15 protein-coding genes are annotated in these 17,249 nt (G+C 63.9%); 5 read left to right on the plus strand and 10 right to left on the minus strand.

Features of this window, described 5'->3' with window-relative positions:
- From ABNP31_RS22860 to ABNP31_RS22875, 4 genes are all read right to left on the minus strand, one after another.
- On the minus strand, window positions 1-1,044 hold the full coding sequence (locus ABNP31_RS22860; protein ID WP_085663601.1) for a PDDEXK nuclease domain-containing protein: 1,044 nt from the start codon (window positions 1,042-1,044) through the stop codon (window positions 1-3).
- 144 nt (window positions 1,045-1,188) lie between these two features.
- Window positions 1,189-2,580: a GABA permease gene (gabP, locus tag ABNP31_RS22865; protein ID WP_075046444.1), complete on the minus strand. Its 1,392-nt coding sequence runs from the start codon at window positions 2,578-2,580 to the stop codon at window positions 1,189-1,191.
- A 488-nt stretch (window positions 2,581-3,068) separates the two neighbouring features.
- Entirely contained in the window at window positions 3,069-4,412 is a 1,344-nt protein-coding gene (locus tag ABNP31_RS22870; protein ID WP_085663599.1) for an MFS transporter, read from the minus strand.
- A gap of 175 nt (window positions 4,413-4,587) precedes the next feature.
- Complete coding sequence (locus tag ABNP31_RS22875) at window positions 4,588-5,529, minus strand: 2-hydroxyacid dehydrogenase (RefSeq protein WP_238066955.1); 942 nt, start codon at window positions 5,527-5,529, stop codon at window positions 4,588-4,590.
- A gap of 99 nt (window positions 5,530-5,628) precedes the next feature.
- On the opposite strand from ABNP31_RS22875, the gene ABNP31_RS22880 reads away from it, so the two are divergent.
- Window positions 5,629-6,516 (plus strand): LysR substrate-binding domain-containing protein, encoded by an 888-nt coding sequence (locus tag ABNP31_RS22880; RefSeq protein WP_238066956.1) that lies wholly within the window; start codon window positions 5,629-5,631, stop codon window positions 6,514-6,516.
- Between the two features lie 109 nt (window positions 6,517-6,625).
- On the opposite strand, the gene gudD is transcribed toward ABNP31_RS22880, so the two are convergent.
- Entirely contained in the window at window positions 6,626-7,972 is a 1,347-nt protein-coding gene (gudD, locus tag ABNP31_RS22885) for a glucarate dehydratase (protein ID WP_238066957.1), read from the minus strand.
- Window positions 7,973-7,991: 19 nt separating this feature from the next.
- Window positions 7,992-9,344, minus strand: coding sequence for an MFS transporter (locus tag ABNP31_RS22890; protein ID WP_025340729.1), 1,353 nt, complete (start codon window positions 9,342-9,344; stop codon window positions 7,992-7,994).
- Between the two features lie 261 nt (window positions 9,345-9,605).
- On the opposite strand from ABNP31_RS22890, the gene ABNP31_RS22895 reads away from it, so the two are divergent.
- The gene (locus tag ABNP31_RS22895) at window positions 9,606-10,313 is read left to right on the plus strand and encodes a FadR/GntR family transcriptional regulator (protein ID WP_085663595.1); all 708 of its coding nucleotides are present in this window, start codon (window positions 9,606-9,608) and stop codon (window positions 10,311-10,313) included.
- Window positions 10,314-10,460: 147 nt separating this feature from the next.
- Here ABNP31_RS22895 and ABNP31_RS22900 read toward each other — a convergent pair whose 3' ends face one another.
- The 4 genes from ABNP31_RS22900 to ABNP31_RS22915 form a co-directional block, all read right to left on the minus strand.
- Window positions 10,461-11,471 (minus strand): zinc-dependent alcohol dehydrogenase family protein, encoded by a 1,011-nt coding sequence (locus tag ABNP31_RS22900; protein WP_350012791.1) that lies wholly within the window; start codon window positions 11,469-11,471, stop codon window positions 10,461-10,463.
- 164 nt (window positions 11,472-11,635) lie between these two features.
- Complete coding sequence (locus ABNP31_RS22905; protein WP_025340732.1) at window positions 11,636-12,226, minus strand: HAD family hydrolase; 591 nt, start codon at window positions 12,224-12,226, stop codon at window positions 11,636-11,638.
- Window positions 12,223-13,092: an acyl-CoA thioesterase II gene (tesB, locus tag ABNP31_RS22910; protein WP_350012792.1), complete on the minus strand. Its 870-nt coding sequence runs from the start codon at window positions 13,090-13,092 to the stop codon at window positions 12,223-12,225. The genes ABNP31_RS22905 and tesB overlap by 4 nt, the downstream gene beginning before the upstream one ends.
- Before the next feature lie 96 nt (window positions 13,093-13,188).
- Window positions 13,189-13,758 (minus strand): GNAT family N-acetyltransferase, encoded by a 570-nt coding sequence (locus tag ABNP31_RS22915; protein ID WP_085617949.1) that lies wholly within the window; start codon window positions 13,756-13,758, stop codon window positions 13,189-13,191.
- A 179-nt stretch (window positions 13,759-13,937) separates the two neighbouring features.
- Here ABNP31_RS22915 and ABNP31_RS22920 point away from each other — a divergent pair, with 179 nt between their 5' ends.
- The 3 genes from ABNP31_RS22920 to ABNP31_RS22930 all read left to right on the plus strand — a co-directional run bounded on the left by ABNP31_RS22920 (window position 13,938) and on the right by ABNP31_RS22930 (window position 17,169).
- Window positions 13,938-14,624 (plus strand): histidine phosphatase family protein, encoded by a 687-nt coding sequence (locus tag ABNP31_RS22920; RefSeq protein ID WP_350012793.1) that lies wholly within the window; start codon window positions 13,938-13,940, stop codon window positions 14,622-14,624.
- A gap of 240 nt (window positions 14,625-14,864) precedes the next feature.
- Window positions 14,865-15,779, plus strand: a complete 915-nt coding sequence (locus tag ABNP31_RS22925; protein ID WP_015271914.1) for a histone deacetylase family protein — start codon at window positions 14,865-14,867, stop codon at window positions 15,777-15,779.
- A gap of 148 nt (window positions 15,780-15,927) precedes the next feature.
- Window positions 15,928-17,169 carry a TIGR03862 family flavoprotein gene (locus ABNP31_RS22930; protein ID WP_238066960.1) on the plus strand — a complete coding sequence of 414 codons (1,242 nt, stop codon included), beginning with the start codon at window positions 15,928-15,930 and terminating at the stop codon, window positions 17,167-17,169.
- The last annotated feature ends 80 nt before the right edge of the window (window positions 17,170-17,249 follow it).

The following is a 17,249-nucleotide window of genomic DNA, read 5'->3' on the forward strand; positions in this document are numbered from 1 at the left end:
TCAAGCGCCCTGTTCCTCAGAAGCGCCCAAGGCATAGAACTCATGCAGCTTGGCTTGCAGCAGTGCCTTGTCCGGCAAGCGCGTTTGATACTCCGCTATCAGCGCTGGAGACAAACTGCGATTAAGTGCGTACTCGACCACCTCGTCGTCCCTGCTGGCGCATAGCAACACGCCGATGGCAGGGTTTTCATGAGGCTTACGCTCATTGCGATCCAGCGCCTCCAGATAAAAATCGAGCTTGCCCAGGTACTCGGGCTCGAAGCGACCAACCTTCAGTTCGATCGCTACCAGGCAGTTGAGGCCACGGTGAAAGAACAGCAAGTCCAGTGCGAAATCCCGGCCGCCAACCTGAAGCGGATATTGAGAGCCGACGAAGCAGAAATCCCGGCCCAGTTCGCTCAGGAACTGTTTGAGCCGCTCCATCAGTGCGCAATGCAGGTCAGCTTCAGCATGGTCCCCAGGCAGGCCAAGGAACTCGACCATGTAGGCATCTCGGAAAACATCCATGGCCGCCGGATAATTCTGCCTCAGCGCCGCTGAAACTTTTGCCGGGCTAGCGATGCTGCGTTCATACAATGCGGCTTTCAGTTGACGCTCGAGCTCACGCCTTGACCAACGCTCCTGAACAGCCATGCGCACATAAAACGCGCGCTCATCGCGCTGCTTGCACTGTCCCAGAATGATGAGGTTGTGGCTCCAAGACAATTGTCGCACCAGTGGTGCGACTTTCTCATCACCTCGATATGAATCGTAGAACTGACGCATCCGGAACAAATTCGCACGAGTGAACCCGCGCAATCCAGGCTGCGTTCGAGCAAGATGCACAGCCAGCTGACTGACCACCGAATCACCCCACTCCGCCTGCTCCAGTTTGCGACTGATGTAGGCACCAACCTGCCAGTACAACTCGATCAGTTGAGTATTGACCGCCTGCACCACCCGCTGCCTGGCGCCTTGAATCAACGCCAGCACTTCCTCAAAACGGTCATCCTTTACCAAAGGAAGGGCCGGCGGCGCTTGTAGGTCTTGTTGTTCTGCGCTCATGCATCGACTCCCTTTATGAATTCGAAAGGGAGTCTACGCCCGGGGAGTCGCCGTTCGACCGTCAACGACACCGAACAAGTGTTTCAAAAAAACAAAGGGCACCCATCCACTGGTGCCCTTTGCCCTACCGCCAGGTGAACTCAATCACCCCATCGAACGCACCCCCACAGGTTGCGCATTGCCCCGCGTGGTCACGATCCCCAGGAAGGAAATCACGATCGCCAGGCCCAATGTCGAGCTCACTTCCGCCCGGTGTTCAGGCGTGAACATCATGACCGCCAGTGCCCCGCCAATGAACAGGATCACCGCCCAGGTCAGGTACGGGAACAGCCACATGCGGAACTTCAGCTCGGTGTTTTCCCGCTCCAGGCGGCGGCGCATGCGCAGCTGCGAAATGGCGATGACCATGTACACCAGCAAGGCAATGGCGCCGGAGCTGGCCAGCAGGAACTCGAACACGCCCTTCGGCGCGAAGTAGTTGAGGATGGCAATGGCCGCGCCGATCAGCGTGCTGCCGAATACCGCAGCGCGTGGCACACCGACCTTGGAGGTCTTGTTGAGCATGGCCGGGGCGTCACCGCGCTTGGCCAGCGAGTACATCATCCGCGAGGCAATGTAGATCGAAGAGTTCATGCAGCTGGTCACTGCCACCAGCACCACCAGGTCGACCATGAAGGCCGCGTTGGGGATGTTCATGATCTCCAGCGCACGCTGGTAGGAACCCACCACCGCCAGCTGCGGGTCGTTCCACGGCACCACCGAAATGATCACGAAGATCGACAGAATGTAGAAGGTGCTGATGCGCCAGATCACCGAGCGAGTGGCCTTGGCGATGTTGCGCGACGGGTCGCTCGATTCGGACGCGGCGATGGTCACCGCTTCGGTGCCGATGAAGCTGAACATCACGGTGATGAACGCACCCACCACGGCCGACCAGCCCTTCGGCGCGAAGCCGCCGTGCTCGGCCATCAAGCCGCTCAGGCCGCTGACCTCGCGGTTGGGCAGCCAGCCCATCAGTGCGGCGAAACCCAGGCCGATGAAACCGAGAATGGCCGTGACCTTGAGAATGGCGAACCAGAACTCGAACTCACCGTACTTGGCCACGCTGAACAGGTTGGTACCAGCCAGCAGCAGCACCGAAGCCAGGGCGAATATCCAGCTGTCCACCTGCGGGAACCAGGCGTTCAGCACATGCCCGGCGGCCAGTGCTTCGATCGGGATTACCAGTACCCAGAACCACCAGTACAGCCAGCCGATGGTGTAGCCGGCCCAGCGGCCGATGGCCTGCTCGGCGTAGGTGGAAAACGATCCGGTGTCCGGGTGTGCCACGGCCATTTCGCCGAGCATGCGCATGACCAGTACCACCAGGGTCCCGGCCACGAAATAGGAAATTATGGTAGCTGGCCCGGCTGCCGCGATGGCGTGGCCAGAGCCGACGAAAAGTCCGGCGCCGATGATGCCGGCGATGGACAGCATCGTTACATGACGTGGCTTGAAACCTTGTGCAAGGTTGCCATCAGATCCCACGGTGTTCATTGATGTTGTTCTCTTTTTGCTGACACAAGGATGGACGGGCAGGTGTAGGCGAAAATATCTCCTTTGAAATCAATAAGTCGACACGTTACTCGCGCTCTGTTGTTGATATTTGGCACGCGTCACAGAGCAACGTGTCAGTGCAGGTCGGGCTTCATTTAAGCCCCGCAGGGCTGTGGGAAATTACACGAGAACGCCCCGGAACTGTTCGATCACGACAGGGCATTTCCATGAACGCCAGATGTCGCGAATGGCATGCCCGATCGCGTCACCAGGCCGTCTGGAGCTTTTGTTTTTCATTTGGGTGTGTTTGTGGCTGTACTGGCCCTTTCGCGGGCTCGCCCGCTCCCGCAGATACTTCACGCCCCTCAAACCTGTGGTGTACCTGCGGGAGCGGGCAAGCCCGCGAAAGGGCCGGTGCAGGCATCACCACTTTCTGCCAGCCACAAAAAAGCCCCGGTCTCCCGGGGCCTCTGTTGCCAGGCGTCTGCCTACGCCTGCCCGGTACGCTCGAAGCGTCGGGCCAGCAACAGGTAAGCGAGGATCCCCAGCACGCCATGGGCGGCCACGAACCAGAGTGCGTTGTGGAACGAGCCGGTGCTGGCCACCACATAACCGATCACCAACGGGGTGACGATACCGGCAATGTTGCCGATGCCGTTGAACACGCCACCGCACAGGCCAACCATCTTCTTCGGCGCCACATCCGACAACACCGCCCAGCCCACCGCCGCCAGGCCCTTGCCGAAGAAGGCCAGGGTCATCAGGGCGATCACCGCGGCATTGCCGTCCACATAGTTGGCCAGCACCAGGCTGGTGGACAGCCCCATGCCGATGATGAACGGGGTCTTGCGCGCCCTGGACGGGTGCACGCCACGACGGATCAGCCAGTCGGACACGAAGCCACCGAGAATGCCACCGGTAAAACCGCAAATTGCCGGCAACGCGGCCACCCAGCCGGCCTCCATGATGGTCATGCCACGGCCCTTGATCAGGTAGATCGGGAACCAGGTGATGAAGAAGTAGGTGAGCGCGGTGATGCAGTACTGGCCCAGGTACACCGCCCACAGGTTACGGCTGGTGAACAGTTGCGCAAGCTCGGCCCGGGTCGGTTTGCTCTTGGCGGTCTTGCGTTCCTTTTCCAGGTCGACCAGGGCGCCGCCTTCACGCATGTAGTCCAGCTCTTCGGGGCTCAGCCCTGGCGCACTGTGCGGCTCGTGGTACAAGCGGAACCACACCACGCTCAGCACCAGCCCCAGCACGCCCATCCAGATGAACACCTGTTCCCAGCTCAGCGCATGGGTCATCCACGCCATCAACGGTGCGAACACCACCACGGCCATGTACTGCGCCGAGTTGAACAGTGCCGAGGCGGTGCCGCGCTCGCGGGTGGGGAACCAGCAACTGACGATGCGCGAGTTGGCCGGGAAGGCCGGCGACTCCACCAGGCCCAGCATGAACCGCATGGAAAACAGCGCCACGGCGGCGGACACACCAGCCAGGCCCATCCAGCCCACGGTCCCTTGCAGCAGGGTGAACAGCGACCAGAGGATCAGGCTGATGCCGTAGACCCGGCGGGCGCCGAAGCGGTCGAGCAACCAGCCGCCAGGCACCTGGCCCAGGGCGTAGGCCCAGGCGAAAGCAGAGAAGATCATCCCCAGCATGACCGGGTCCAGGCCGAGGTCCTTGAGCACCTCGGTGCCGGTAATCGACAGGGTGGCGCGGTCGGCGTAGTTGATGACGGTGATGACGAAGATCAGTGCCAGGACCAGGAAGCGATGGCGACCGATCCCGGCCACGGCCTGCGGTGCGGCGACGGCGGATTTGCTGTTCATGTGGACCCTCTTGCTTCTCGGTGGAAGCGATTGTTCTTGTGCGGAGAAGGTGTGGCCCTTGGGGCCTTGTGTTGCCTGTGCCGGCCTCTTCGCGGCTAAAGCCGCTCCCACAGGGTCAGTGCAGTGTTCAAGGCATGCGCTGTCCCTGTGGGAGCCGGCTTGCCGGCGATGGGGCCTACGCGCAATTCGGGGGAACCTCGCCACGGAAGCAAGCAGCGAGATTCGATAAAACCATCTGCCCCATTTCCAGCCGGGTTTGCAGCGTGGCGCTGCCTCGATGCGGCTGCAGAACGACCTGATTCAGGTCACGCAGCGCCGGCGGCACATGCGGCTCATCGACGAACACATCCAGCCCGGCACCGGCAATGCGCTGCTCACGCAACGCCTCGACCAGCGCGTCCTCATCCACCAACTTGCCGCGCGCCACATTGACCAGGTACCCCTCCGGCCCCAGTGCATCGAGCACCTCGGCCGTCACCAGCACCTGGCCGCCATCGGCGGCAGCTGCAACCACCAGCACATCCACCGAGCGCGCCAGCTCGACCAGGTCGGCCTCATAGCGGTAGCCGGTTTCTGGTTGCTCGCGCCGCCCGTTGTAGGCAATGCGCATGTCGAATGCAGCGGCACGCCGAGCGATAGCCTTGCCCACCTCGCCAAGCCCGACGATGCCCAGTTCGATACTGCTGACCTTGCGCGCCAATGGCAGGTCGACCTTGCCCCACAAGCCATCACGCACCAGCCGCTCACCCTCGCCCAGGCGGCGCAAGGTGCCAATGATCAAGCCCATGGCCAGGTCGGCCACATCGGCAGTGAGCACGCCCGGCGTAGTGGTGACATGGATGCCGCGGCTGGCCGCATGGCGCAGGTCCACAGCATCGGTGCCGATGCCGCTGATGGCGATGATCTCCAACGCGGGCAGTTGCTCCATCAGCTCATTGGACAGGCCCTTGGCACCGCCTGTAACCACACCACGAATGCGCGGGCCGGCTTCGTCGAGCAACTGTTGCGGGTTGGAATGCTGATACAGGCGATGTACCCGATAGGCGCTGACCAGCCGGGCATCGATGGCCTCTGGTACTGGCTGGGTCAACAGCACTTCGATGGGGTTTTCGTTCATGGTGGGCATCCGGCAGTTCGAAGACATGACTCGATGCTAGGCCGGCATTTGATACAGGTCTAATATAGATGCTGGATCGAATAATTCAGGAATTGAATCATGGAGCTGCATCAGCTGCGCTGCTTCGTGGCCGTGGCCGAAGAGCTGCATTTCGGCCGCGCCGCCACCCGCCTGCACATGACCCAGCCGCCCTTGAGCCGGCAGATCCAGTTGCTGGAACATGCCCTCGGCGTGTTGCTGCTCGAGCGTAACAACCGCCAGGCGCGGCTGACCCTGGCGGGCCAGAGCTTTCTCGAAGACGCCCGTCGCATCCTGCAGATCGCCGAATCGGCCAGCCAGTCGGCGCGACGCATCGCTCATGGCGAAGCGGGCCGGTTGACCCTGGGTTTCACCGCAGTGGGTGCCTACAGCATGATCCCGCGCTTGCTGGTGCATGCCGGGCAGACGCTGCCGGACATCGAACTGGTGCTCAGCGAACGCGTCTCCAGCACCCAGGTGCATGACCTGGAGGCAGGGCTGATCGATGTTGGCCTGGTGCGCCAGGTATTGCCCAGCGCGCGAGTGGAGTACCTGCCGATCCACCGCGAACCCTTCATCGCCGCCCTGCCCGCCGGGCATGCGCTGGTGGCACGTGAGCGGCTCAGGCCGAGCGATTTCGATGAACAACCATTCGTGATGTACAGCGCCAACGAAGGGCGCTACTTCCATGACCGCATCGCCAACCTGTTTGCCCGGCATGGGGTGCAGCCGCGGTACCTGCACCAACTGGGGCAGACTCACTCGATACTGGGGCTGGTCAATGTGGGGCTGGGCTGCGCGGTGGTGCCGGCCTCGGCGCAGGCATTGCGCCTGGAGCAGGTGGTGTTCAGGCCATTGGTGGGGATGGAGCAACAGGCGGAGATTTTCCTGGCGTTCTGCCGGGATAACCCCAACCCGGTGCTGGGGGCATTCGTGGCGATGGCGCGGGCCTTCTTCGAGCAGGGTTAACCTGTTCCGGCCCTTTCGCGGGTAAACCCGCTCCCACTGGGTTTGCATAAACCTTGAGCGATATGCAGTACCTGTGGGAGCGGGTTCACCCGCGAAGAGGCCAGCAGCCTCAACGCACCAGGCAAGGCCGCTTGTTATCGAAGCTCCACCCCGGAATCAGGAACTGCATTGCCACGCTGTCATCCCGCGCGCCCAACTCCATGTTGCGGTAGCACTCATGCGCCTTGGCCAACTGGTCTTCATCCAGCTCCACCCCAAGCCCCGGCCGCGCCGGCACGTGCACATGCCCGTCGACGATGCGCAGTGGTTCGCGGGTCAGGCGCTGGCCGTCCTGCCAGATCCAGTGGGTGTCGATCGCAGTGATTTCACCCGGCGCCGCTGCCGCCACCTGGGTGAACATTGCCAGCGAGATATCGAAGTGGTTGTTGGAATGCGAACCCCAGGTCAGCCCCCAGTCGTTGCACATCTGCGCCACCCGTACCGAACCCTGCAAGGTCCAGAAGTGCGGGTCGGCCAGCGGAATGTCCACCGACTGCAACTGGATCGCATGGCCCATCTGCCGCCAGTCGGTAGCGATCATGTTGGTGGCGGTGGGCAGGCCGGTAGCGCGGCGGAACTCGGCCATCACCTCACGGCCCGAGTAGCCGTTCTCGGCACCGCACGGGTCTTCGGCGTAGGCCAGCACATCGTGCTTGTCGCGGCACAGGGCAATGGCCTCCTTCAATGACCAGGCACCATTCGGGTCGAGGGTGATGCGGGCTTCGGGGAACCGCTCGGCCAGCGCCGTTACCGCTTCCATCTCCTCCTCGCCGCGCAACACCCCGCCCTTGAGCTTGAAGTCGCTGAAGCCATAGCGCGCCTTGGCGGCCTCGGCCAGGCGCACCACCGCGTCCGGGGTCAGGGCCTTTTCGTGGCGCAGGCGGAACCAGTCGTCCTCGGCATCGGCTTCGTTGCGGTAGGCCAGGTCGGTTTGCTGGCGGTCGCCGATGTAGAACAGGTAACCGAGCATCTTCACCGCCTCGCGCTGCTGCCCCTCGCCCAGCAGTGCCGCCATCGGCACGTTCAGGTGCTGGCCGAGCAGGTCGAGCAGCGCCGACTCGATGGCCGTCACCGCATGCACGGTGATGCGCAGGTCGAAGGTCTGCAGGCCGCGACCAGCCGAGTCACGGTTGGCGAAGGTCTGGCGCATGGCATTGAGCACGCGCTGGTAATGGCCGATCGGCTGGCCGACCACCAGGCTGCGGGCGTCCTCCAGTGTCTGGCGGATCTTCTCGCCGCCCGGCACCTCGCCCAACCCGGTATTGCCGGCGCTGTCACGCAGCACCACCACGTTGCGGGTGAAGAACGGGCCATGGGCACCACTGAGGTTGAGCAGCATGCTGTCGTGCCCGGCGACGGGAATCACGCGCAGATCAGTGACCACGGGGGTGCTGGTGTGAAGGGTCTGCATGTTCATGGTTGTTGTCTCGCAGTCATCAATGGCTCTGACCCAGGGCCGAAGGGGCCTTGAGGTCATCGGAAGGGACGCCCTTTGGGCGAGTGCGTACGAAGAAGATGGCAATGGCCGCCAGCACCGAGGTCACCGCCAGGCCGTACAGGCCGCCCTGGATCGAACCGGTCTGCTGCTCCAGCAGGCCGAAGGTGGTGGGGGCGACGAAGCCGCCGAGGTTGCCGACCGAGTTGATCAAGGCGATCACCGCAGCGGCGATGCGGGCATCCAGGTAGCCCTGCGGGATCGGCCAGAACAGTGACGACGCCGACTTGAAACCGATGGCCGCGAAGCACACCGCGACAAAGGCGAACACCGGCCCACCCGTGGTGGACATGAACATGCCGATGGCAGCGATCACCAGCGCACCTGCGACCCACGCCTGCTGGAACTTCCAGCGCGCCGAGCCGGCGGCGAAGGCATACATGGCCAGGATCGAGATCAGCCACGGGATCGAGTTGAAGAAGCCGACCTGCAGGTCGCTGAGGTCACCCATGCGCTTGATGATGCTCGGCAGCCAGAAGGTGGCGGCGTAGATGGTCAGCTGGATACAGAAGTAGATCAGGCAGAACAGCAGGATCTGGCGGTCCTTGAGCAGGCTCCAGGCCGATGGCCTGACCGCGCCGACCGCTTCGCGCTCAAGCTGCTCGCGATCGATGGCGCCCACCAGTGCTTCCTGCTCGGCCTGGCTCAGCCACTTGGCGTCCTGCGGCCTGGAGTCGAGCCAGAAGAACACGAAGAAGCACAGCGTCACCGAGGCCATGCCTTCGATGAACAGCATCCACTGCCAGCCATGCATGCCCAGGCCCTGAATCTGCATCAGCGCGCCGGCCAGCGGCCCGGAAATCAGCGACGCCAATGCCGAGCCGCTGAGGAAGATGGCAATCGCCTTGCCACGCTCGGCGGCCGGTAACCAGCGGGTGAAGTAGTAGATCACCCCGGGGAAGAAGCCCGCTTCGGCAACGCCCAGCAGAAAGCGCAGCACGTAGAACTGGGTTTCGTTCTGCACGAAGGCCATGGCCGTGGCCACCAGCCCCCAGGTGAACATGATGCGGGTCAGCCACAGCCGTGCGCCGACTTTCTGCAGCAGCATGTTCGAGGGCACTTCGAACAACGCGTAGCCAATGAAGAACAGGCCGGCGCCAAAGCCATAGGCCGCGGCGCTGATGCCCAGGTCGCTTTCCAGATGGGGGCGGACGAAGCCGATGTTGACGCGGTCCAGGTAGTTGACGATGAACATGATGACGAACAGCGGCAGGACGTGGCGCTTGACCTTGGCCACGGCGCTGGCCAGGGCGTCGCCTTCATTCCGGGCAGACGGAGCGAGGGTATCGTTCACTTGCGGATCTCCCACTAATTGTTTTTGTGCGGGTCGAGGTTGTCTGACATGGCAGTGGGGAGGAGCATATGCGCAGCGCAGTTGTACGACAAGATCAACAACATCGGCAAAATCACAAAATACAAGCTACCGCAAAGCCTATATGCGTCGATCTTGCAAAAACAGACAAACTACTCGCTGGCTTGACCTCAGGAAAAATCGGCAAGAAATATTTTTATCGATTAGCTTGTCGTACAAGTACAACAACAATCGGATCACACCATGGCCACCGAACAAGCCCACAAACGCGGCCACAGCCGTGCCCATGACCTGGTCTCCAGCCTGACCCAACAGATCTTGCTGGGTACCTTCAAGCCAGGCGACAAGTTGCCCTCGGAAAACAGCCTGGTACGCGAGCATGGGGTCAGCCGCACCGTGGTCCGCGAGGCCCTGTCGAAATTGCAGGCTTCGGGGCTGGTGGAGCCACGCCACGGTATCGGTACGTTCGTGATGGAGCGCCAGGCCCAGGCCGGCCTGCGCATCGCTGCGGAAAGCGCGGCGAATGTGCGCGACCTGCTGGAGCTGCGCATCGGCCTGGAAGGCCAGGCCGCCGCCCTGGCCGCGCTACGCCGTGACGAGGGGCACCTGAGGCGCATGCGCCAGGCGCTGGATGACTACCAGGACCTGGCCGCCGCCGGCGACAGCTGCATCGAGGCCGACCGGCGCTTTCACCTGTTGATCGCCGAGGCCTCTGGCAACCTGTACTTCACTGAAATGCTGTTGCAGCTGGGCAACGGCCTGATCCCGCGCAACCGCATGGCCCTGGCCGAACGCAGCGGGGCGAAGCTGGCGCGGCAGGCGTACCTGGCCAACCTCGAGCATGAGGCGATCCTCAATGCCATCCGCCGGCAGGACCCGGACGCGGCGCGGGCAGCGGTGTGCCTGCACCTGTCCAATAGCCGCGACCGACTACTGCCCGAACAGGTCTGACACGATCCCCTGTAGGAGCGGCCTTGTGTCGCGAAGGGCTGCACAGCAGCCCCTCGATTTCAGCTACAGAATTGCAGGCCGGGGGCCGCTTTGCGGCCCTTTCGCGACACAAGGCCGCTCCTACAAAGAGAACCGCATCAGGCCCTGTTACCAGGTCAGGCAGATCTTGCCGAAATGCCGATTGCTCTCCTGATAACGGAACGCCTCGACGATCTGTTCCAGCTCGAAATGCTTGTCCACCACCGGCCGCAGGCCGTTGGCATCGATCGCCCGCACCATCGCCTGCTGCTGGGCGCGGCTGCCCACCAGCACGCCTTGCAGGCGAATCTGCCGCACCAGCGCCTGCACCAGCGGCAATTGCCCGGCCACGCCGGTGAGGATGCCGATCAACGACACATGCCCACCAATGCGCGCGGCAATCATCGATTGCTCCAGCGTCGCCGGGCCACCCACTTCGATCACATGGTCGACACCGCGGTTGCCGGTCAGCTCGCGCACTTTCTCACCCCACGCCGAGGTGCTCTTGTAGTTGATCAGATGGTCGGCACCCAGGGCTTTCAGGCGCTCCAGCTTGGCGTCGCTGGACGAGGTGGCGATCACCGTTGCGCCGGCCAGCTTGGCAAACTGCAGGGCGAAGATCGACACACCGCCGGTGCCCTGCACCAGCACCGTATCGCCGGGCTTGAGGTGGTCGTCGCTCATCAATGCACGCCAGGCCGTGAGACCGGCCGTGGTCAGCGTGGCAGCTTCTGCATGGCTGAAGCCCTTGGGCGCCAGGGTGAAGGCGGTGGCGCGAGCGGTGACCTGTTCACGGGCGTAACCATCGATACCGTCGCCGGGCACCCTGGCGAAGCCTTCCACATTGGCCTGGCCGTCGAGCCAGTCGGGGAAGAAGGTACTGACCACATTGTCGCCGACCTGGAACTCGGTGACGCCGCTACCCACCGCGACCACTTCGCCAGCGCCATCGGCCATGGGGATGCGCCGCTCGCTCGGGCCCCACATGCCGCTGACAACGGCGAAATCGTGGTAGTTGAGAGAGCTGGCGTGCAGGCGCACGGTGATTTCGCCGGCCTGGGGTGCGAGAGCCTCGCTGGTACCGACCTCGACCTTGTCGTAGCCGCCGCCGGGTTTTACGTAGATGGCCTTGCTAGTCATGGATAGGTCTCCGTTCAGGGAATAGATTGGGGTTCAGCATAGACAGGTCCGGCCTCTTCGCGGGTGAACCCGCTCCCACAGGTTGAGTGCTGGACTTGAGCTCGGCGCGGTCCCTGTGGGAGCGGGTTTACCCGCGAAGAGGCCCGCACAGGCGACACAAAAACTCAGCCCAACATCACCTTCAATGCCCGGCAATCGGCCGCATGCCAATCCACAAGCTCCGGCCACGGATTGTCCGGCAGGTTCACCAGCACCGTGCGCGCCCCTGCGGCCCGCCCACAGTCCAGGTCAAACCGGTAATCCCCCACCATCACCAGCTCACCCGGTGCCACACCCCAGGCATTGGCAATCTTCAGCAGCCCATCCGGGCTTGGCTTGGGCGCTGCTTCGTCACGCCCCAGAATGTGCTCCACCGGGAAGCAGTCCGCCAGGCCGATGGCCTCCAGCGTCACATGCGCCAACTCGCGGGCATTGCGGGTCAGAATGCCCAGCCGGCAACCACGCTGGGCCAGTTCGCGCACCAGTTCCACCGCCCCGGTGGCCGCCGTGGAGGCAATCGCCAGGTCACGCTCGTGCTCCAGCAGCCAGGCATGCTTGGCCGCCGCCTCGTCCGCCGGCAAGGCTGCCAGGTGAGTGAGGATGTCGTGCTCGGCCGGGATATCCAGCGCCACGCGGATGGCGGCAAAATCGTGCACGGCCACGGTCAGGGTGCCGTCCATGTCGAACACCCAGTTGCGCACCTCGCCCAGGCTCATGCCCAGTCCTTGCGATGGCGAATCAGGCCTTCCTGGCACGACGACGCCACCAGTTGCCCGGCCTGGTTGAAGATGCTGCCGCGGCAGAAGCCACGGGCATTGCCCGCCCAAGGGCTGTCGGTGGCGTACAGCAGCCACTCGTCGGCACGCAGGTTGCCATGGAACCACAGCGAATGGTCGAGGCTGGCGATCTGCATGTCACGCTGCCACACCGATTTGCCATGGGGCAGCAACGCAGTGGTCAGCAGGCCGAAGTCCGAGGCGTAGGCCAGCATGTATTTGTGCAGGGCGGGGACATCGGGCAGGTTGCCATCGGCGCGGAACCAGGCGTACTTCACCGGGTCGCCAGGCTGGGGGTTGAACGGGTCGCGCTCGGTGACCGGGCGGATCTCGATCGGCTTGGCGCACAGCACCTTGTCGCGAATGCGTTCGGGCAACTGGTCGGCCATGGCCCGGGCCAGCTCGACTTCAGTGGGCAGGTTCTCCGGGCCGACCACCTCGGGCATCTGCGCCTGGTGCTCGAAACCTTCCTCGTCGTACTGGAACGAGGCGCTGCAGGTGAAGATCGGCTGGCCCTTCTGAATCGCCGTCACCCGCCGGGTGCTGAAGCTGCCGCCATCGCGCACGCGGTCCACCGAATACACCACCGGCAGGCTGGCATCGCCAGGGCGCAGGAAGTAGCCGTGCAACGAATGCACATGGCGTGCATCCTCGACCGTCTGGCTGGCCGCCGACAACGATTGGCCCAGTACCTGCCCACCGTACAGCTGGCGGAAGCCCAGGTCCTGGCTGCGGCCACGGAACAGGTTCTCCTCGATGGACTCGAGGCTCAACAGGTCGACCAGGTCGTCCAACACATGACTCATCGGGGGTTCTCCTAGCAAGGCAAACAGGTCTCTACAGCACTCTTATGAAGGCAAATGATACAGGGTTTGTCATTCGTGCCGGGCATGGCCATGCATTCAGGCGCGCAGGGTACGCTCCCAGTGTGCGCGGTCGATGCGGTACAGCACATGCGGGCGCAGCGGATGGCCCACGGGCAGACTGGGGTGTTCGAAACTGCCATTCAGGTCCTGCTGCATACCGATGGCCTGCATGACCTTCTGCGAGGGCAGGTTGCTCTCGCTAGTGAACGACACCACCTCCTCCAGGCGCAATTGGGCGAAAGCACAGCGCAGGCAGGTCCACGCCGCCTCGCTGGCGAAACCCAGGCCCCAGTGGCGGCGTGCCAGGCGCCAGCCGATTTCCACCGCCGGCGCAAAATCGGCATCGAAGCCCACGTGCAGCAACCCGGTCATGCCGATGAAGGCACCGCTGTCCTTGCGCTCCAGGGCCCACAGGCCAAAGCCGTATTCATTGAAATGCCCGCGCACGCGGCCGATCAGCGCGGCTGCCTCCACGCGCGTCAGCGGCGCCGGGAAGTAGCGCATCACCTGCGGATCGGCACACAGGGCGGCGAACTCGCGCAGGTCGTCGTCGTGCCATTGGCGCAGCACCAGCCGCGCGCTTTCCAGTTGCAGGATAGGGGTCATCGGGCGTGCTCCGGTTTTACCGTCTTGCAGTTTACAGCGTAGGCGCGGGTGCAGGTTTCACCCAGCCGGCGCAGCCGAATGCAATTTTCACACGCCCTTCACCGCCCCCCGACAGGCCTGTTGGCAGGATGCCAGCCAATACCGCCGCGCCAGCCGCGACCATGCCAACGGAGCAACGCATGCTATCGAGCAACACCCTGGGGCACCCAGCCATCCACGCCCGGCGCAAGCGACGCCTGACCCGCAAAGCCCTCGGTGCCGCCCTTGGCCTGTGCATGGTCGTGGCGGCGTTGAGCACCTGGCTGGCGACGAGGACGCACATCGTGGACCTTGGCAACGAACGACAATTGACTGACAGCGGCCTGCTGCAGGACTGGGCCGACGGTGCGGTGATCGTGATGATCCGCCACGCCGAGCGCTGCGACAGCGCTCCCGGTCCATGCGTGGACGACCCCACCGGCATCACCGTGACCGGCAGCCAGGCTGCCGGACGTGTTGGCCAAGGGCTGCACCAGCTGGGCCTGAACAACGCCGATATGCTCAGCAGCCCGAAACTGCGCACACGGCAAACCGCGCATTTCATCCTTGGCCAGGCGGTGGCCAGTGAGGACTGGCTGGAAAGCTGTGACAGCCAGTTCGCCAGCGAAGCGCTGGCACACAAACGACCGGGGCATAACCTGGTGCTGGTGACCCACAACGGCTGCATCGACCATTTTGCCCGCCAGCAGAAAGTTGCGGGGGGCGAGCGTGAGAGCGGCTATGCCAGTGCGTTGTTCGTTTCGGTGGATGGCAATGGTAAGACGCGCATCCTCGGCCGCCTGAACGAGCCGGACTGGCAACGGGTGCTGGCCAGTACCACGAAATAACGCCCCCTCGCAGCAAACACGCCCTGTAGGAGCGGCCTTGCGTCGCGAAAGGGCTGCGCAGCAGCCCCTGCAATTTGTGCATTTGCGCTGATACCCCGGGGCTGCTGCGCAGCCCTTTCGCGACGCAAGGCCGCTCCTACAAAGGCCGGCGCTGGCCAGGAGATTGATGCCAGGCAGGTTCTCCCACAGCAGTCTCCAGCCATGGCAAGATCAGCACTGGCCCCGATTGCGACCCCACCCATGCCGTTGCCGCTGATCTACCACGAAGACTACAGCCCGGAGTTCCCTGCCGAACACCGCTTCCCCATGGACAAGTTTCGCCTGCTGCACGACCACTTGATCGACAGCGGGCTGACCACCGACCAAGCCCTGCTGCGCCCGGACATCTGCCCCAACGACATCCTCGCCCTGGCCCACGACCGCAGCTACATCGAGCGCTACATGAACGGTGACCTGTCACGCGAGGACCAGCGCCGCCTCGGCCTGCCCTGGAGCGAGGCCCTGGCCCGGCGTACCGTGCGCGCCGTAGGCGGCTCGCTGCTGAGCGCCGAGATGGCGCTGCAGCACGGCATCGCCTGCCACCTTGCCGGCGGCACCCACCACGCCCATTACGACCACCCTGCCGGTTTCTGCATCTTCAACGACCTGGCCGTGATCAGCCGCTACCTGCTGGAGGCTGGCCGGGTACACCGAGTGCTGATCTTCGATTGCGATGTGCATCAGGGTGACGGCACCGCGCGCATCCTGCACGACACACCAGACGCCATCACCGTGTCGCTGCACTGCGAACAGAACTTCCCGGCGCGCAAGGCACAAAGCGATTGGGACATCCCCCTGCCCCGCGGCATGGGCGACATGGCCTACCTGAAGGTGGTGGACGACGCCCTCAACTACCTGCTGCCACTCTATCGACCCGACCTGGTGCTGTACGACGCCGGGGTCGATGTGCACAAAGACGACGCCCTGGGCTATCTGCAACTGACCGATGCAGGCGTTGCCGCCCGTGACGAAGCGGTGCTGCGCCACTGCCTGGGCCGCGACATCCCGGTGGTGGGCGTGATCGGCGGTGGCTACAGCAAGGACCGCGCAGCCCTGGCCAGGCGCCATGGCATCCTTCATCACAGCGCGGCACGCGTCATCGGTTGTTCACAATGACTGTGGAACCGCTTGTGGATAACCTGCGGGAAAGGCGCTGCAGCCCTTTACAGGCAAGGCCTGCAAAGCTCTGATCATTTTTTGAGCAGTGCTTCCACAGGCTACGCTGCGCTAGAATGCGCCTCTTTTCCACAGCCTGCTGCCCACCATGCCTGATCTGAGCCCCGCCTCCCCTCCCCTCGCTGTCGTCATCGGCGGCGGCCCAGCCGGCCTGATGGCCGCCGAAGCACTGGCCCAGGCGGGCCTGGCGGTCGAGGTGTTCGATGCCATGCCTTCGGTGGGCCGCAAGTTCCTGCTGGCGGGGGTCGGTGGCATGAACATCACCCATTCCGAGCCCTACCCGGCGTTCGTCAGCCGGTATGCCGAGCGCCAGGGCGAAATCGCCGCGCTGCTGCACGACTTCGATGCCGACGCCTTGCGCCAGTGGATTCACGGCCTGGGTATCGAAACCTTCGTCGGCACCTCGGGCCGGGTGTTCCCCACCGACATGAAAGCCGCGCCACTGCTGCGCGCCTGGCTCAAGCGCCTGCGCGACAGCGGAGTAGTTATCCACACCCGTCACCGCTGGTTGGGCTGGAATGCCGAAGGTGCATTGCGGATTGCTTATCCACAGGGCGAGCGGGCGGTGAAGGCCGCCGTGGTGGTGCTGGCGCTGGGTGGCGGCAGCTGGGCGCGACTGGGCTCGGACGGTAGCTGGCAGCCGCTGCTGGCCGCACGGGCTGTGGATATCTCACCCTTGCAGCCCAGCAACTGCGGTTTTGAAGTGGCAGGCTGGAGCGCGCTGCTCAAGGACAAGTTCGCCGGTGCGCCGTTGAAGAACATTGCCCTCAGCGTTCCCGGCAGCGCGCCGCGCAAGGGCGAGTTCATCCTCACCGCGCAGGGTGTGGAAGGCAGCCTGGTGTATGCATGGTCAGCGCCGGTGCGCGAGGCCATCAACCGTGAGGGCCACGGGGTGTTGCTGCTCGACCTGTTACCGGACAAGCCTGTGGACAAGATTGCCCAGGCGCTGGCCAAGCCACGGGGTTCGCGCTCGATGGCCAAGCACCTGCACAGCCAGCTGGGTATCGATGGGGTCAAGGCTGCCCTGTTGCGCGAGCTGACCGATCAGGCGACCTTTGCCGCCCCTGATGCCTTGGCGAGGGCGATCAAGGCATTGCCGATCACGCTGGTGCGCACGCGGCCGCTGGATGAGGCGATCAGCAGCGCGGGCGGGGTGCGTTTCGAGGGGCTGGATGAGGGCTTGATGGTCAAGGGCATGCCGGGGGTGTTCTGTGCCGGCGAGATGCTGGACTGGGAGGCGCCGACTGGGGGGTATCTGCTGACAGCGTGCTTTGCCAGCGGCTTGCGCGCCGGGCGGGCGGCGGCGGATTGGCTCAAATCCAAAGGTTGACACTGTCCCCTGTGGGAGCGGGTTTACCCGCGAACACGGGCGAAGCCCGTGCCATGCACCGAGTCGCATTCTTCGCGGGT

The organism is Pseudomonas asiatica (assembly GCF_040214835.1).
Classification (GTDB): domain Bacteria; phylum Pseudomonadota; class Gammaproteobacteria; order Pseudomonadales; family Pseudomonadaceae; genus Aquipseudomonas; species Aquipseudomonas putida_Z.

What these genes read in the sequence shown, in the direction of transcription:
- ABNP31_RS22860 (WP_085663601.1), bottom strand. Translation starts at nt 1,044, where the DNA reads ATGAGCGCAGAACAACAAGACCTACAAGCGCCGCCGGCCCTTCCTTTG.
- gabP (WP_075046444.1), bottom strand. Translation starts at nt 2,580, where the DNA reads ATGAACACCGTGGGATCTGATGGCAACCTTGCACAAGGTTTCAAGCCA.
- ABNP31_RS22870 (WP_085663599.1), bottom strand. Translation starts at nt 4,412, where the DNA reads ATGAACAGCAAATCCGCCGTCGCCGCACCGCAGGCCGTGGCCGGGATC.
- ABNP31_RS22875 (WP_238066955.1), bottom strand. Translation starts at nt 5,529, where the DNA reads ATGAACGAAAACCCCATCGAAGTGCTGTTGACCCAGCCAGTACCAGAG.
- ABNP31_RS22880 (WP_238066956.1), top strand. Translation starts at nt 5,629, where the DNA reads ATGGAGCTGCATCAGCTGCGCTGCTTCGTGGCCGTGGCCGAAGAGCTG.
- gudD (WP_238066957.1), bottom strand. Translation starts at nt 7,972, where the DNA reads ATGAACATGCAGACCCTTCACACCAGCACCCCCGTGGTCACTGATCTG.
- ABNP31_RS22895 (WP_085663595.1), top strand. Translation starts at nt 9,606, where the DNA reads ATGGCCACCGAACAAGCCCACAAACGCGGCCACAGCCGTGCCCATGAC.
- ABNP31_RS22900 (WP_350012791.1), bottom strand. Translation starts at nt 11,471, where the DNA reads ATGACTAGCAAGGCCATCTACGTAAAACCCGGCGGCGGCTACGACAAG.
- ABNP31_RS22905 (WP_025340732.1), bottom strand. Translation starts at nt 12,226, where the DNA reads ATGAGCCTGGGCGAGGTGCGCAACTGGGTGTTCGACATGGACGGCACC.
- tesB (WP_350012792.1), bottom strand. Translation starts at nt 13,092, where the DNA reads ATGAGTCATGTGTTGGACGACCTGGTCGACCTGTTGAGCCTCGAGTCC.
- ABNP31_RS22915 (WP_085617949.1), bottom strand. Translation starts at nt 13,758, where the DNA reads ATGACCCCTATCCTGCAACTGGAAAGCGCGCGGCTGGTGCTGCGCCAA.
- ABNP31_RS22920 (WP_350012793.1), top strand. Translation starts at nt 13,938, where the DNA reads ATGCTATCGAGCAACACCCTGGGGCACCCAGCCATCCACGCCCGGCGC.
- ABNP31_RS22925 (WP_015271914.1), top strand. Translation starts at nt 14,865, where the DNA reads ATGCCGTTGCCGCTGATCTACCACGAAGACTACAGCCCGGAGTTCCCT.
- ABNP31_RS22930 (WP_238066960.1), top strand. Translation starts at nt 15,928, where the DNA reads ATGCCTGATCTGAGCCCCGCCTCCCCTCCCCTCGCTGTCGTCATCGGC.